The organism is Leisingera sp., assembly GCF_034669605.1.
In the GTDB taxonomy this organism is placed as follows: domain Bacteria; phylum Pseudomonadota; class Alphaproteobacteria; order Rhodobacterales; family Rhodobacteraceae; genus Leisingera.
Window position 1 is genome coordinate 1 of record NZ_JAXMOX010000136.1, and the last position, 12863, is coordinate 12863.

Annotated in this window: 13 protein-coding genes; 4 read left to right on the forward strand and 9 right to left on the reverse strand. The window is 66.3% G+C overall.

What is annotated here, in order from left to right; genetic code table 11:
- Positions 1–480, forward strand: a 480-nt coding sequence (locus VOI29_RS16160; protein WP_323780814.1) for a LysR substrate-binding domain-containing protein, incomplete at its 5' end; no start/stop codon positions are given.
- Between the two features lie 275 nt (positions 481–755).
- On the opposite strand, the gene VOI29_RS16165 is transcribed toward VOI29_RS16160, so the two are convergent.
- The 3 genes from VOI29_RS16165 to VOI29_RS16175 are packed head-to-tail and all read right to left on the reverse strand — an operon-like array spanning position 756 to position 3431.
- A complete protein-coding gene (locus VOI29_RS16165; protein WP_323780817.1) occupies positions 756–1412 on the reverse strand; it encodes a DUF938 domain-containing protein in 657 nt (218 codons plus the stop codon).
- On the reverse strand, positions 1412–2482 hold the full coding sequence (locus tag VOI29_RS16170; RefSeq protein ID WP_323780820.1) for an FAD-dependent oxidoreductase: 1071 nt from the start codon (positions 2480–2482) through the stop codon (positions 1412–1414). Before VOI29_RS16170 ends, VOI29_RS16165 begins: the two co-directional genes overlap by 1 nt.
- A 4-nt stretch (positions 2483–2486) precedes the next feature.
- Positions 2487–3431 (reverse strand): aldo/keto reductase, encoded by a 945-nt coding sequence (locus VOI29_RS16175; RefSeq protein ID WP_323780822.1) that lies wholly within the window; start codon positions 3429–3431, stop codon positions 2487–2489.
- A 135-nt stretch (positions 3432–3566) separates the two neighbouring features.
- Here VOI29_RS16175 and VOI29_RS16180 point away from each other — a divergent pair, with 135 nt between their 5' ends.
- From VOI29_RS16180 to VOI29_RS16190, 3 genes are all read left to right on the forward strand, one after another.
- Entirely contained in the window at positions 3567–4001 is a 435-nt protein-coding gene (locus tag VOI29_RS16180) for a hypothetical protein (RefSeq protein WP_323780825.1), read from the forward strand.
- A 3-nt stretch (positions 4002–4004) separates the two neighbouring features.
- Positions 4005–5240, forward strand: coding sequence for an HlyD family secretion protein (locus tag VOI29_RS16185; protein ID WP_323780828.1), 1236 nt, complete (start codon positions 4005–4007; stop codon positions 5238–5240).
- A gap of 102 nt (positions 5241–5342) precedes the next feature.
- A complete protein-coding gene (locus tag VOI29_RS16190) occupies positions 5343–5930 on the forward strand; it encodes a hypothetical protein (protein ID WP_323780831.1) in 588 nt (195 codons plus the stop codon).
- A gap of 71 nt (positions 5931–6001) precedes the next feature.
- Here VOI29_RS16190 and VOI29_RS16195 read toward each other — a convergent pair whose 3' ends face one another.
- From VOI29_RS16195 to VOI29_RS16220, 6 genes are all read right to left on the reverse strand, one after another.
- Complete coding sequence (locus VOI29_RS16195) at positions 6002–7078, reverse strand: BMP family ABC transporter substrate-binding protein (protein WP_323780834.1); 1077 nt, start codon at positions 7076–7078, stop codon at positions 6002–6004.
- A gap of 57 nt (positions 7079–7135) precedes the next feature.
- On the reverse strand, positions 7136–8056 hold the full coding sequence (locus VOI29_RS16200; RefSeq protein ID WP_323780837.1) for an ABC transporter permease: 921 nt from the start codon (positions 8054–8056) through the stop codon (positions 7136–7138).
- Between the two features lies 1 nt (position 8057).
- On the reverse strand, positions 8058–9140 hold the full coding sequence (locus VOI29_RS16205) for an ABC transporter permease (protein WP_323780840.1): 1083 nt from the start codon (positions 9138–9140) through the stop codon (positions 8058–8060).
- Between the two features lie 99 nt (positions 9141–9239).
- The gene (locus tag VOI29_RS16210; RefSeq protein ID WP_323780843.1) at positions 9240–10757 is read right to left on the reverse strand and encodes an ABC transporter ATP-binding protein; all 1518 of its coding nucleotides are present in this window, start codon (positions 10755–10757) and stop codon (positions 9240–9242) included.
- Positions 10754–11713, reverse strand: a complete 960-nt coding sequence (xdhC, locus tag VOI29_RS16215) for a xanthine dehydrogenase accessory protein XdhC (RefSeq protein ID WP_323780845.1) — start codon at positions 11711–11713, stop codon at positions 10754–10756. Before xdhC ends, VOI29_RS16210 begins: the two co-directional genes overlap by 4 nt.
- A partial coding sequence (locus tag VOI29_RS16220) for a molybdopterin cofactor-binding domain-containing protein (RefSeq protein WP_323780848.1) occupies positions 11703–12863 on the reverse strand: 1161 nt, incomplete at its 5' end. The genes xdhC and VOI29_RS16220, both read right to left, overlap by 11 nt.

The following is a 12863-nucleotide window of genomic DNA, read 5'->3' on the forward strand; positions in this document are numbered from 1 at the left end:
TATGACCACGGGCTGAACATGGCTGAGGCGGTGTCGCGCAGGCTGCTGGATCTGGCGATCGTGAACGAGGTGCCGGCCGGCACAAGGCTGGGCGTCGAGGCGCTGCCGCCGGAGCCTTTGGTTCTGGTGTCGGATCAGCCGCTGCGGCTGGGACAGGACGAGCTGCCGCTGTTCATCAATCTGGAGTTCGGCAGCGAATATGCGGCGCAGGTGCAGCAAGTGGTGCCAAGGCGCAGCCGTCAGCATATTGTGCTGGGCAACGCGCCGATGGGGTTGCGCTATCTGATGAAGCGCGGCGGCATGGGGTATTTCCCGGCCTATATGGCGGCAGAGGCGCTGGCGGCCGGGCAGATCCACAGGGTTGAAGAGGCGCCGCAGATCAGCCTTAGCTGCAAGGTGCTGTACCTGACTGACAACCCGGCGCTGGAGCAGATCCGCCAGGTGCTGCAAGGGCTGCGGGAGGTCCGGGGCAGCGGTTAGGAAGGGAATATTTTCCGCGCAGCAGACTGTGCGTCAGCTGATCAAAGCAGTTTATCGCCCTGGCCGCCTGTTTATTGCTGGTCTGCTGCCCTGGACCAGCGCCTTGCCAAGGGCGCCAAAGGCCCCCAGGGCGTCCGGCATGGCCGCGGTCGGATTGCGCCGGCCTTTGCGGGTTTCAATCAGTTCTCCGTGCCGGCCTGTCTGCTGCTGCTTCGGCCATTTTTTCTAATGACCGGAGGTGTTGCGCTGGCAGGGGCGGGCGGCCCTGATCCGGATCACAGGGATGGTTTTTCTGCAACCAGCGCCAGATTATTGGCGGGCATTTCAACGGCCTGCAGCAGCTCCAGCCCGGCGCTGTGCAGCCAGCCGATGGTGTCGAAATCATCCTTGTAGCCGATTTGCGGATCGTGGGCGGTGAGGCTGGCGTGGAAGCTCCGGTCGCCCTCGCTGGTCAAGGCGCCGCCGCGCAGGAAGGGGCCGTAGATCACAAAACGGCCGCCGGGGGCAAGGGCGGCGGCGGCCTCGCGGATCAGGGTTTCCGTCTCCCCTTCGCTGATCAGATGCAGCAGGTTGACCAGCACGATCAAATCCTGCCCCGGGTGATCCGCGCTCCAGCCGGGGGCGGTGGCGTCCAGCGCCACCGGCGGCGCGATGTTCGCCAGGCCCGCCGCGCCGGCATAGGCCCGGATACTGGCAAGCCGGGCCGCGTCCGCTTCGCTGGGCTGCCAGGTCAGGCCGGGCAGGCGGGCGGCATAGGCCGCCGCATGCTGGCCGGTGCCGCTGGCCAGTTCCAGTGCGCGGCCCTGTGCCGGCGCCATCTCCTCCAGCAGATCACACAGAACCCCGCTGTTGCGGGCAGCGGCGGGGGCGAACAGCTTGCCGCCCTCCGGCGCTGCGACCGAGGCTGATCCGGGGACAGACCGCACCGGCATCAGCGCAGCCTTGCAGGCGACAGGGCGGCGACCGCAGCGGCCCCCAGCACCGGTGAGCGGCCGGCCACAAGATCGGCAATCAGCTGCGAGGCGGAGGGCGCGGTCATGATGCCATAGCCGCCTTGACCCGCGCACCAGATGAAATCCGGCGTGTCCGGGTCCGGCCCCAGCACCAGGGTGCCGTCGGCCACAAAACTGCGCAACCCGGCAAAGTTGCTTTCAACCCGCGTGACCGGCTCGGTCACCATTTCCTCGTAGCGCGCCAGCCCCTCGGCCAGCACCATGTCGTCGGCATAGGCGTCATGCGGATCCACCGGATCGGCATCGGCGGGAGAGACCAGCAGCTTGCCGGCATCGGGCCGGGCGTACCAGGTTTCGCCGACGCCGAACATCATCGGCCAGCCGCTGACGTCGTGACCGCCGGGGGCGGGCAGCCGCGCCATCGAGCGGCGCTTGGGCTGGAGGCCGATGGCGGCGATCCCGGCCAGCGCCGCCACCTGATCCGCCCAGGCGCCCGCAGCATTGACCAGATTGCGGGCCTCATAGGCGGTGCCGCCCGCAGTGACCTGCCAGCCGCCGCTGATCCTTGTGATCGCGGTCACCTGCGCCTTGGTTGCAATCTGCCCGCCGGCGGCGCGCAGCGCCTTGGCGAAGTCCTGCAGCATCCGGTCGGTGTCGATATCCTCGGCCTCACCGCTGATCGCGGCAAAGCCCACGGTTTGCGGGTTCAGGATGGGAACCATGGCGCGGGCCTCGTCCAGGTCCAGCGTCGCCATCTGCAGTTCGTCCACATCGCGGGCAAACCCGTCGGCATCATCCCTGGCCCCGACCAGCATCAGCCCGCGCGGCGACAGGTAGCCGTTGTCGCGCAGATGCGCGGCGCTGGCGCGGTTCAGATCGACAGTGGGGCCGTGGCCATAGTTTTCCTCGAACAGCGCGGCGGAGCGGCCCGAAGAATGGTAGCCAAGCGCATCCTCCATTTCCAGCAGCGTGACGCTGCCCAGATGGGCAAGCCGGGCGGCGGCGCTGGTGCCGGCCATGCCGCCGCCGATGACGATGAAATCCTGCATGGGTTCAGTCCTGTTCTTCCAGCCGGTCGGTCGCGGGTGCGGGCCGCGGGCTGAGTGTTTCAAGTGTTTGGTAAAGGTCCGCATCCATATCGAAATCCAGCGCCGCCAGCGACGGGCGGAGCTGGTCAGCGGTGCGGGCGGAGATGATCGGGAGGGGCGCCGCCGGATGCGCAGCCGCCCAGGCCACGGCAAGGGTGGCCGGATCGGTGCCGCGCTCTGCTGCCAGTGCGGCCAGGGCGCCTGCGGTCTGATGCATGAAGGCTTGCCCGTAGCGGATGCCGTAGCCTTTGTCTTCGGTGAGGCGGCCGCTGCCGCCGGCGGCGTATTTGCCGGTCAGCAGCCCGCCGCCCAGCGGGGAATAGGGCACCGCGGTGATGCCTTGATCGGCGCACATCGGCAGAATCTCGACCTCGGCCTGGCGCTTCACCAGCGAATACATCGGCTGCAGGATGTCGACCCGGATGCCAGAGGCCAGCCCCGCCATCTGCGCCTTCATCACCTGCCAGGCGGCAAAATTCGACAGTGCTGCATAGCGGATCAGCCCGTCGTCCTTGAGCGCGGCAAAGCAATCCATGGTTTCGCGCAGGCCGGTTTCCGGATCGAACCGGTGCAGATAGAGCACGTCCACCATGTCAAGTCCCAGCCGGCGGCGGCTTTCGTCAAACTGCGCGCGGATGTTGGCGGCGCCTGCACCGCCGGTATAGCCGGCCTTGGTGGCGATCAGCAGCTGGTCGCGCTCAGCCCGGATCAGACGGCCCAGGATCTGTTCCGAGCGGCCCCCGGTATAGATCCAGGCGGTGTCAAAGTGGCTGATGCCGGCGGCACGGCAGGCAGCGTACATCCGGGCGGATTGCGCCTCATCGGCGCGGCCGCCGAACTGCATGCAGCCAAAGGCGAAACGGCTGGCGGGGGTGCCGTCGGGGGCGGTTGGAAACGCAGGTCTGGTCATGCGGCGAACCTGCCATGCCGGCCGCCGCAGGCAAAGGGAATTCCGTTGGCGGGCGACAAAAGGCTTTGACGGGGCGCAAGGCAGTGCAAGTATTGAGCCAGTTCAAGCAAGTAATTTAAAACGAGGGAAAAACGAATGACGACGTCAGACGTGCATCCGATGGCATCGGGGCACATACCGGGATATGTGACCGCCGCGGATGGCAGTGACTTCCTGTTCACCTTCATGGCGGTGTTCACCATCGTCCTGATCCTGCTGATCGGGGTCGCCTATTTCACCCTGCATGCGCTGCCCGAAAAAATGGCGCACAAAAGCAATCACCCGCAGTTCCAGCTGGTCGGCATCCTGGCGCTGCTGGCGCTGTTTACCCATAACAACATCTTCTGGGTCGCAGCGATCCTGATGGCAGGCTTCCAGATCCCGGACCTCGCAGCGCCGCTGCGCTCGATAGCGGATGCGATCCGCGGCCAGCGCGATCCGTCCGCAACGGCCGAGGGGCCGCCGCCGCCGCAGGACCCGCCGGAGCCCGCCGCGCCGTCCCAGGCACAGCCGACAGCAGAGGGGCACTGATCCATGATTGAGACTATGCTGTGCGCGCTGATTACCATCCTGCCGGATTTTCTGTACCGCCGTTTTGTCCAGGGCAAACGCATCGGCCAGGAGCTGACGCTGTTTTCCGTCTGGTATGAGCTGCGCTGGGGCCTGACCGCTTGTGTGATGCTGACGCTGACGGTGATCACCACGCTGTTCTACTTTCACCCGGCAACCAAGACGGTGGTTTCATACTACCGCACCGTGACCATCCTGCCGCAAGTCGGCGGCCGGGTCGCAGAGGTTTATGTCGAGAACAATCAAGAGGTTAAGGCAGGGGATCCGATCTTGAAGCTGGAGGGTTTCTCGCAGCAGGCGGCGCTGGAAGCGGCCCGAGCGGCAATCGCCGAGGTGGAGGCCTCGCGCAAGCTGGCCGAGACCGATCTGGCCAAGTCCAGGGCGGGGATCGCCCAGGCCAAGGCAGCGCTGGCCCAGTCGCGCGATGATCTGGAGCGCAATCAGCAGCTGCGCGATCAGGGCTCCAGCGCGGTGCGTCTGACAGAGATCGAGCGGCTGGAGAACCTGGTGGCCCAGCGTCAGGCCGCGCTGGAAGCCGCCGAGGCGCAGCAGGCCGCGGTGCAGCAGCAGATCGACGTGCTGATCCCGGCCCAGATGTCCAGCGCCGAGGCGCAGCTGCATCTGGCGCAGGCCGAGCTGGACAAGACCCTGGTCACCGCCGGTGTCGATGCCCGGATCGAGCAGTTCGCGCTGCAGGTGGGCGATTACGTCAACCCGATCCTGCGCCCGGCGGGCATCCTGGTGCCGCTGGAGTCGGGCCGCAACCGTTTCCAGGCTGGTTTCAACCAGATGGCGGCGCAGGTGATCAAGCCCGGCATGGTGGGCGAGATCGGCTGCATGACCAAACCCTTCACGGTGATCCCGATGGTGGTGATCGCGGTGCAGGATGTCATCGCCACCGGCCAGCTGCGCCCCACGGATGAGCTGCGCGACCTGAAAAACATGCGCGAACCCGGCACCATCACCGTCGTCATGGAGCCGCTGTACGAAGGCATGACAGAGCCGCTGCCGCCGGGCAGCAACTGCATCGCCAATGTTTACACCAGCAACCACGAGAGGCTGGAGCATGACGAGAGCCTCAGCACCCCCCATTGGCTGTTCCTGCATGTGGTGGACACCATCGGCGTGGTCCATGCGGCCGGCCTGCGGCTGCGGCTCTTGCTGATGCCGGTGACAACGCTGGTGCTCTCCGGCCACTGACGGCGGGGGCAGCAGGGTTCAGCAGGGGGCGGCAAGTGCCATATTGCCGCCCCCTTTTTCTTTTATCAGCTTCCGCCATCACATGCGCAACGGAGGCTCCCGGTGAAACAGATCCTGACAATTGCAGCTGCAACACTGCTGGCGGCCTGCTCAGCCCCGGAAAAACCCGACTACTGGACTGCGACGCGGGCCGGTTACGGGGGGGGGAACGGCGGTTCCGCCGCGGCCGGCGGCAGCTACCGCGCCGGCGCCGAGGCCGCCCTCAGCCCCGATGCCGCGATGCGCCCGGGCCTGCACAAAACCCGCACCGGCGCGCCATGGCTGGTCGCCCATTCGGCCGGTTTCCAGGCAGGCGGCGCACGGCTGGCGCCCCGCGAGGCCGCCGGGGCTGCGCTTGCCTACAAGGCGTCTGAACGCAGGACGCCCTATGCGGCGAAGACCCATCTGGGGGATGCGCGGACCCGGTTCCGGATTGTCACCGTGGACGGCAGCAGTTTTGCAGTGCTGTTTGCCATCAGCCTGCCCAAGACCGGGCAGCAGGCCGGGCAGCAGATTGGCAGCAGTGCCGCGCTGCACGCGCTGACAGCCTATGCCGCGCAGATTTCAGGCTGCACGGTGACCGGTGCGCCGCTGGCTGAACGCGACGGCGGCCAGGTGCGGCGGCTGGCGGCGCCGGTGCGCTGTTCCTGACCGGACCGCGGACCGCGGACGCAAAAGGCCCGCCGATCGGCGGGCCCATCCAGTGCTAAGGGACGCGCAGCTTACTGCGGGATGTCGCCTTCGAGGCCTTCGACATAAAAGTTCATGCCTGCCAGGGTGCCGTCGTCCGCGGTTTCGCCCTCCGCCAGCCAATCAGTGCCGTCCTGCTTTTTCAGCGGGCCGGTGAACGGGTGGTAGCTGCCGTCTGCGATGGAGGCCTTGAGGGCCAGCGCCGCCTCTTTCACGTCAGCCGGAACCGCGTCGGAAATCTCGCCGATGCCAACCATGCCGGCGCCGATGCCGTCCCAGGTGTCAACCGACTCCCAGGTGCCGTCGATCACCGCTTTGGTGCGGGCGATGTAATAGGGCGCCCAGTTGTCGATGATCGAGGACACCCGCGGTTTCGGCGCGTATTCGGCCATGTCGGAGGCCTGGCCGAAGGTGATCACGTTGCCGGCAGCCTGTGCGGCGGCCTGCGGCGCGGTGGAGTCGGTGTGCTGCAGGATCACGTCGGCGCCCTGTTCGATCAGCACTTTGGCGGCGTCCGCCTCTTTGGCCGGGTCGAACCAGGTAAAGGCCCAGACGATCTTGAACTCGACGTCGGGGTTCACCTTCTTGGCGTGGATATAGGCCGAGTTGATGCCGCGGATCACTTCCGGGATCGGGTAGGAGCCGATGTAGCCCACCACGTTGCTCTCGGTCATGAGGCCCGCAATGGTGCCCTGCACCGCACGGCCTTCATAGAAACGGGCGGAGTAGGTGGAGACGTTGCCGGCGCGTTTATAGCCGGTGGCGTGTTCGAATTTCACGTCCGGGAATTTCTTGGCGACGTTGATGGTGGGGTCCATGTAGCCAAAGGAGGTGGTGAAGATCAGGTCGGCGCCCTGCAGTGCCATCTGGGTCATGACCCGCTCGGCATCCGGGCCTTCGGCCACGCTTTCCACATAGACGGTTTCGACCTGGTCGCCGAACTCGGCTTCGACCGCCTTGCGGCCCTGGTCGTGCTCATAGGTCCAGCCGCCGTCGCCGACGGGGCCGACATAGACAAAGCCCACTTTGGTCTTGTCTTGGGCCCAGGCCGCCCCCGCGGCGAGGCCAAGCGCCACCGCAGCGCTGGTCAGAAGGTTGGTCAGTTTCATCAAATTCTCCCCAGTTTGGATCTATTGGCCCCGGCTCCGAGGCAGTGGAAAGCCCCCTCAGCGGGAGGCATGGAAGTTGCGGCCAAGCGATGCTGGTGCGCTGCTTTTGTCCGCCGAAAGAATAACAAGCACAATAATTGTAATCAGATAGGGCGACATTGCCAGATACTCGACCGGGATGGCAACGCCTGCCGCCTGCAGATTGAGCTGCACAACAGTGACCCCGCCGAAAAGATAGGCCCCCAGCAAGGCGCGCCAGGGTCTCCAGCTGGAAAAGACCACCAGGGCAAGGGCGATCCAGCCGATGCCGGCGGTCATGCCCTCGGTCCACTGCGGCACCCGGATCAGGCTGATATAGGCGCCGCCAAGCCCGGCGCAGGCACCGCCGAACATGATCGCCATCAGGCGGATCTTCAGCACCTTGTATCCCAGCGCATGGGCGGCGTCGTGGTTTTCCCCCACCGCACGCAGCACCAGGCCGATGCGGGAATATTTCAGCACCCACCAGACCGCGGCGGTCAGGGCAATGCCGAAATAGAGGATGATGTCATGGCCGAACAGGATCGGGCCGACGACGGGCAGGTCGCTGAGCACCGGAATATGGATGTCGCCCATCCGCGGCGGCTTCACACCGACATAGGACTGCCCCATCAGCGCCGACAGGCCGAGACCGAACAGCGTCAGCGACAGGCCCGAGGCCACCTGGTTTGCCTGGGCAAACTGGGTGAGGATGGCAAACAGGACCGACAGCGCCGCGCCCGCGACGGCGGCGGCAATGAACCCAAGGAGAGGAGAGCCGCTTTCCACCGCCACGGCAAAGCCCGCGATGGCGCCCACGATCATCATCCCCTCGACGCCGAGGTTCAGAACGCCGGATTTTTCGACCACCAGCTCGCCGATCGCCGCCAGCAGGAGCGGGGTTGCCGCCACCATCAGCGAGGCGATGAGCAGGACCGGGTTGATTGCAGACAGATCCATGTTACGCCACCTCCGGCTTGCTGAGTGCGATGCGGAAATTGGTCAGCAGGTCGAAGGCCAGCAGGAAGAACAGCAGCATCCCCTGGAACACCTGGATCGCCGCCGCGGGCAGCTGCAGGTTCGACTGCGCGATGTCGCCGCCAATATACGTCAGCGCCATCAGCCCGCCTGCCAGCAGGATGCCCACCGGATGCAGACGGCCCAGGAAGGCGACGATGATTGCGGTGAAGCCATAGCCCACATTGAAGTCGATGGAGATCTGGCCGGACGGCCCCGAGACCTCGAACATTCCCGCCAGCCCCGCCAGCGCGCCGGAGGTGCCAAGGCAGAACAGCACCAGACGGGCCGGGTTGACGCCGGCGAATTTGGCGGCGCGCGGCGCCTCGCCGGTGAGGCGGATGTGATAGCCGGTCATGTGCCGGTTCAGCAGCACATAGGCAAAGATCACCGCGATCAGCGCCGCCACCACGCCCCAGTGCATGCCGGTGCCGGTAATCAGCTCGGCGTTATGGGCGCTGTCCCAGGCCTGCAGGTTGCGCGAGCCGGGAAAGCCAAAGCCTTCGGGGTTCTTCAACAGCCCCAGCGAGACCGAGGCGAGGAACTGCTCGGCCACATAGACCAGCATCAGCGAGACCAGGATTTCGTTGGTGCCAAAGCGGGTTTTCAGCACCGCCGGGATCATCGCCCAGATCCAGCCGCCGAACGCACCGGCGATGACCATGAACGGAAAGATCAGGAAGGATTCGGAGGGGTAGAAGGCAAGGCCCGCGCCGGCGCCGAAGATGGCGCCCATGATGTACTGGCCTTCGGCGCCGATGTTCCAGATGCCGGCCCTGAAACCCAGCGACAGGCCGATGGCGATCAGCACCAGCGGCGCGCCTTTGACCAGCAGCTGCGGCCGGTAGTAGAAAGCGAACTCGCCGAACAGCGGTTCCCAGAAAATGATGCGGATCGCCTCCACCGGCGGTTTGCCAAGCGCGGCGAACAGCAGCCCGCCGAACAGCATCGTCGCCAGCACCGCCACCAGCGGCGTTGCCATCGACCAGGCGCGCGACGGCTGCGGCCGTTTCTCAAGCCGGATCATGACGCGGCTCCCTGTTTCATCTTTCCAAAAATACTCTCGCCCCTTGCCCGGCAGGCGGCTATGCCGCCGAGAGGGGGGGCGAAAAACCCGGCGGCGGTGTCAGACATGCGCCACCTCCATGCCGTGGGCGCCGCCCATCATCAGGCCGATCTCATCCACCGTCAGCCCCGCGGCCTCACGCGGGGCGCTGAGGCGGCCTTCGTTCAGGGCGGCAAAACTGTCGGAGATTTCCATCAGCTCATCCAGATCCTGGCTGATGCAGATCACCGCGGCGCCCTTGGCCGCAAGATCCAGCAGCGACTGGCGGATGGCGGCGGCGGCGGCGGCATCGACGCCCCAGGTCGGCTGATTGACCACCAGCACCTCGGGGTCCTGCAGCACCTCGCGCCCGATCACGAATTTCTGCAGGTTGCCGCCGGACAGCGACCGCGCCGCATTGCCGGGGCCCGGCGTGCGGACGTCAAAGGCCTTGATGATGCGTTCGGCAAATTCCTTGGTTGCAGCCCAATCCAGAAAGCCGTTCTTTTCCAGCCCCTCGCGCACCGATCCGGTCAGCATGGCATTTTCGGTCAGGCTCATATCCGGGGCGGCGGCGTGGCCGAGCCGTTCTTCAGGGGCTGCCAGCACGCCGAGCTTGCGCCGGGCAGCGGGGCCAAGCCGGCCGATGGGCTGCCCATGCAGTTTCACCGCATCGGCGTCGGTCAGGACCTCGCCGGACAACACGCCCAGCAGCTCATCCTGGCCGTTGCCGGCCACGCCGCCAATACCGAGGATCTCGCCCTTGCGGACTTTCAGATGGAGGTTCTTCAGCGCGGTGCCGAAGGCCGAGGGGGCGGGAACCGAGAGGCCGGTAATGTCCATCGCCACATTGCCAAACTCGCGGCTGCCGCGCTGCGGGGTCAGCAGGGTGCTGCCGACCATCATTTCCGCCATGTCGCGGGCCGAGGTCCCGGCCGGGGTGCATTCGCCCACATTCTTGCCCAGGCGAAGGATCGTGGCGTGGTCGCAGAGCGTGCGGATTTCCTCCAGCTTATGCGAGATATAGAGGATCGAAGTGCCCTCGGACTGCAGTTTCTGCAGCGTCTTGAAGAGGATTTCCACCTCCTGCGGGGTCAGCACCGAGGTCGGCTCATCCATGATCAGCAGCTTCGGCTCCTGCAGCAGGCAGCGGATGATCTCGACCCGCTGGCGCTCACCGGCGGACAGATCGCCGACGGTGCGGAACGGGTCCAGCGGCAACCCGTAGGTCTCCGACACCTCGCGGATCCGGGCGGCGAGGTCGCGCAATTCCGGCGGCTTCTCCATCCCCAGCGCGATATTCTCGGCCACGTTCAGCGCGTCGAACAGCGAGAAATGCTGGAACACCATGGCGATGCCGTCGGCGCGGGCCGCGCGCGGCTCGGCCGGGGCAAAGGGCTCGCCGCGCAGAAGCATCTGGCCGCTGTCGGGTTTCACCAGCCCGTAGATCATTTTGACCAGGGTCGATTTTCCGGCGCCGTTCTCGCCGAGCAGGGCATGCACCTGGCCCTCGCCGATATCAAAGGAAACGGTGTCATTGGCCACAACCCCGGGGTAGGCCTTGGTCAGGCCTTGCAGGCTCAACAGTGGTACGGTCACGCGCGCCGGTCCTTTCTCAGTTCATCTTCTGCACTCAGCCGCAGCAGCTGGGCCGCGACGCCGACCGCAATCATCTGCGGATGTTTACCAAGCTGCGGATCGCCGATCGGGCAGGTGATCCGTGATATCTGTTCCGGGCTGTGGCCCAGGGCGGCAAGGCGCGAGCGGAACCGCGCCCATTTGGTTTTCGAACCGATCAGCCCGGCAAAGGCGAAGCCCCGCCGCAACAGCGCGTGGCATAGCGCCAGATCCAGCGCATGGGAATAGGTCAGCACCAAATGCATAGCGTTTTCAGGCGCATGCGGCACCAGAAGCGCAGGATCAGAAGCCGGAACCGTGGCGGCGCCGGGCGGGACCTGGGCCGGGAACCGGTCCGCGGCAGTGTCCACCCAGGTGATGTCCAGATCCGGCAGCGGCGCCAGCACGCCGGCCAGCGCCCGGCCCACATGGCCCGCGCCCCAGATCCAGACAGGCTGGCCGGGCCTGTGCACCGGCTCGATCATCCAGCCCTCCGCCAGCTGCGGCGCCGGGGCAATGCCCTGGCTGCGGGCGGCAGCGAGGATGCGTTTCACCGGCATGGGGATGGACGGGGGCATGGACGGGGGCATCGGCGCCGGGCTGACCGGGCGGGCGATGATCTCCTCGTCCAGCGCGGCCAGATCAGCGGCGTGATAAACTTCGCTCAGCAGGGTGACCGCACCGCCGCAGCATTGCCCCAGGCCCGGCCCCAATGCATGGGTGCTGAGCGTCCTGGCAACCGCCTGCAGGCGGGCGGCCGCTGCGGCCTCAAACTCCAGGGTGCCGCCGCCGATGGTGCCGCTCTGGCCACCGTCCCAGACCAGCATGGCGGTGCCGGGCTCGCGCGGGGAGGAGCCGCGGATGGCGGCAATCACCACCCGCACAACGCGGCCGTGGTCCCCGACGGCCCTCCGGAGAGCTGCAACGTCAAATCCCATCACGCACTCTCCGGATCGCGCGCCAGACTTCCTCGGCGGTGGCGGGGGCATTCAGCGCCGGGTAATCCGGGCCAAAGGCTGAGACCGCATCGCTCAGTGCCAGCCATGCGGAAATGCCCAGCATGAAGGGCGGCTCCCCCACCGCCTTGGAGCGGTAGATGGTGTCTTCGCGGTTCTTGCCGCCGTAGAGGGAGACGTTGAACACATCCGGCCGGTCGGAGCAGGCGGGGATCTTGTAGGTGGAGGGCGCATGGGTGCGCAGCCGCCCGGCATCATCCCAGACCAGTTCCTCGGTGGTGAGCCAGCCGGCGCCCTGCACATAGCCGCCTTCGATCTGGCCAATGTCCAGCGCCGGATTCAGCGAGGCGCCGGCGTCATGCAGGATGTCGCAGCGCAGGATGCGGTTCTCGCCGGTCAGCGCGTCCACGGCGACCTCGGTGATGGCAGCGCCATAGGCGAAGTAAAAGAACGGGCGGCCGCAGCCCCGGATCCGGTCCCATTCCACCTTTGGGGTCTTGTAAAAGCCGGTGGCGGACAGGCTGACACGGTTTTCATAGGCCAACTTGGCGGCTTCGGCAAAGCTCAGCACCTCGCTGCCGGCATGCACTTCGCCGTCGGCAAAACGGATGTCGCGGGTCTGGTAGCGTTCGGCCAGCAGATCCTCGATCCGGCGGCGGATCTCGTCGCAGGCGGCCTTGACCGCCATGCCGTTGAGGTCGGAGCCGGAGGAGGCGGCGGTGGCCGAGGTGTTGGGCACTTTGGCGGTGTCGGTGGCGGTGATCTTGACCATTTCCAGCGGCACGCCAAAGCGGCTGGCGGCGACCTGGGCGACCTTCTGGAACAGGCCCTGGCCCATTTCGGTGCCGCCGTGGTTCATGTGGATCGAGCCGTCCTGGTAGACATGCACCAGCGCGCCCGCCTGATTGAGGTGGGTGAGGGTGAAGGAGATGCCGAATTTCACCGGCGAGAAGGCGATGCCCTTCTTGATGTATTCATGGTCCCGGTTCCAGTCCCGGACCGCGGCGCGGCGCTGGGCGTAGTCCGCGCTTTCCACCAGCTGATCGGTCATCCCGTGCAGAATGAAATCCTCGACCGGCATGTGGTAGGGGGTGGTCTGCACGCCGGCAGGCGGCTCGGGCGGGGGGGCGGG

Coding starts and splice junctions, on each gene's coding strand:
- VOI29_RS16165 (WP_323780817.1), bottom strand. CDS start 1,412: ATGCCGGTGCGGTCTGTCCCCGGATCAGCCTCGGTCGCAGCGCCGGAG.
- VOI29_RS16170 (WP_323780820.1), bottom strand. CDS start 2,482: ATGCAGGATTTCATCGTCATCGGCGGCGGCATGGCCGGCACCAGCGCC.
- VOI29_RS16175 (WP_323780822.1), bottom strand. CDS start 3,431: ATGACCAGACCTGCGTTTCCAACCGCCCCCGACGGCACCCCCGCCAGC.
- VOI29_RS16180 (WP_323780825.1), top strand. CDS start 3,567: ATGACGACGTCAGACGTGCATCCGATGGCATCGGGGCACATACCGGGA.
- VOI29_RS16185 (WP_323780828.1), top strand. CDS start 4,005: ATGATTGAGACTATGCTGTGCGCGCTGATTACCATCCTGCCGGATTTT.
- VOI29_RS16195 (WP_323780834.1), bottom strand. CDS start 7,078: ATGAAACTGACCAACCTTCTGACCAGCGCTGCGGTGGCGCTTGGCCTC.
- VOI29_RS16200 (WP_323780837.1), bottom strand. CDS start 8,056: ATGGATCTGTCTGCAATCAACCCGGTCCTGCTCATCGCCTCGCTGATG.
- VOI29_RS16205 (WP_323780840.1), bottom strand. CDS start 9,140: ATGATCCGGCTTGAGAAACGGCCGCAGCCGTCGCGCGCCTGGTCGATG.
- xdhC (WP_323780845.1), bottom strand. CDS start 11,713: ATGGGATTTGACGTTGCAGCTCTCCGGAGGGCCGTCGGGGACCACGGC.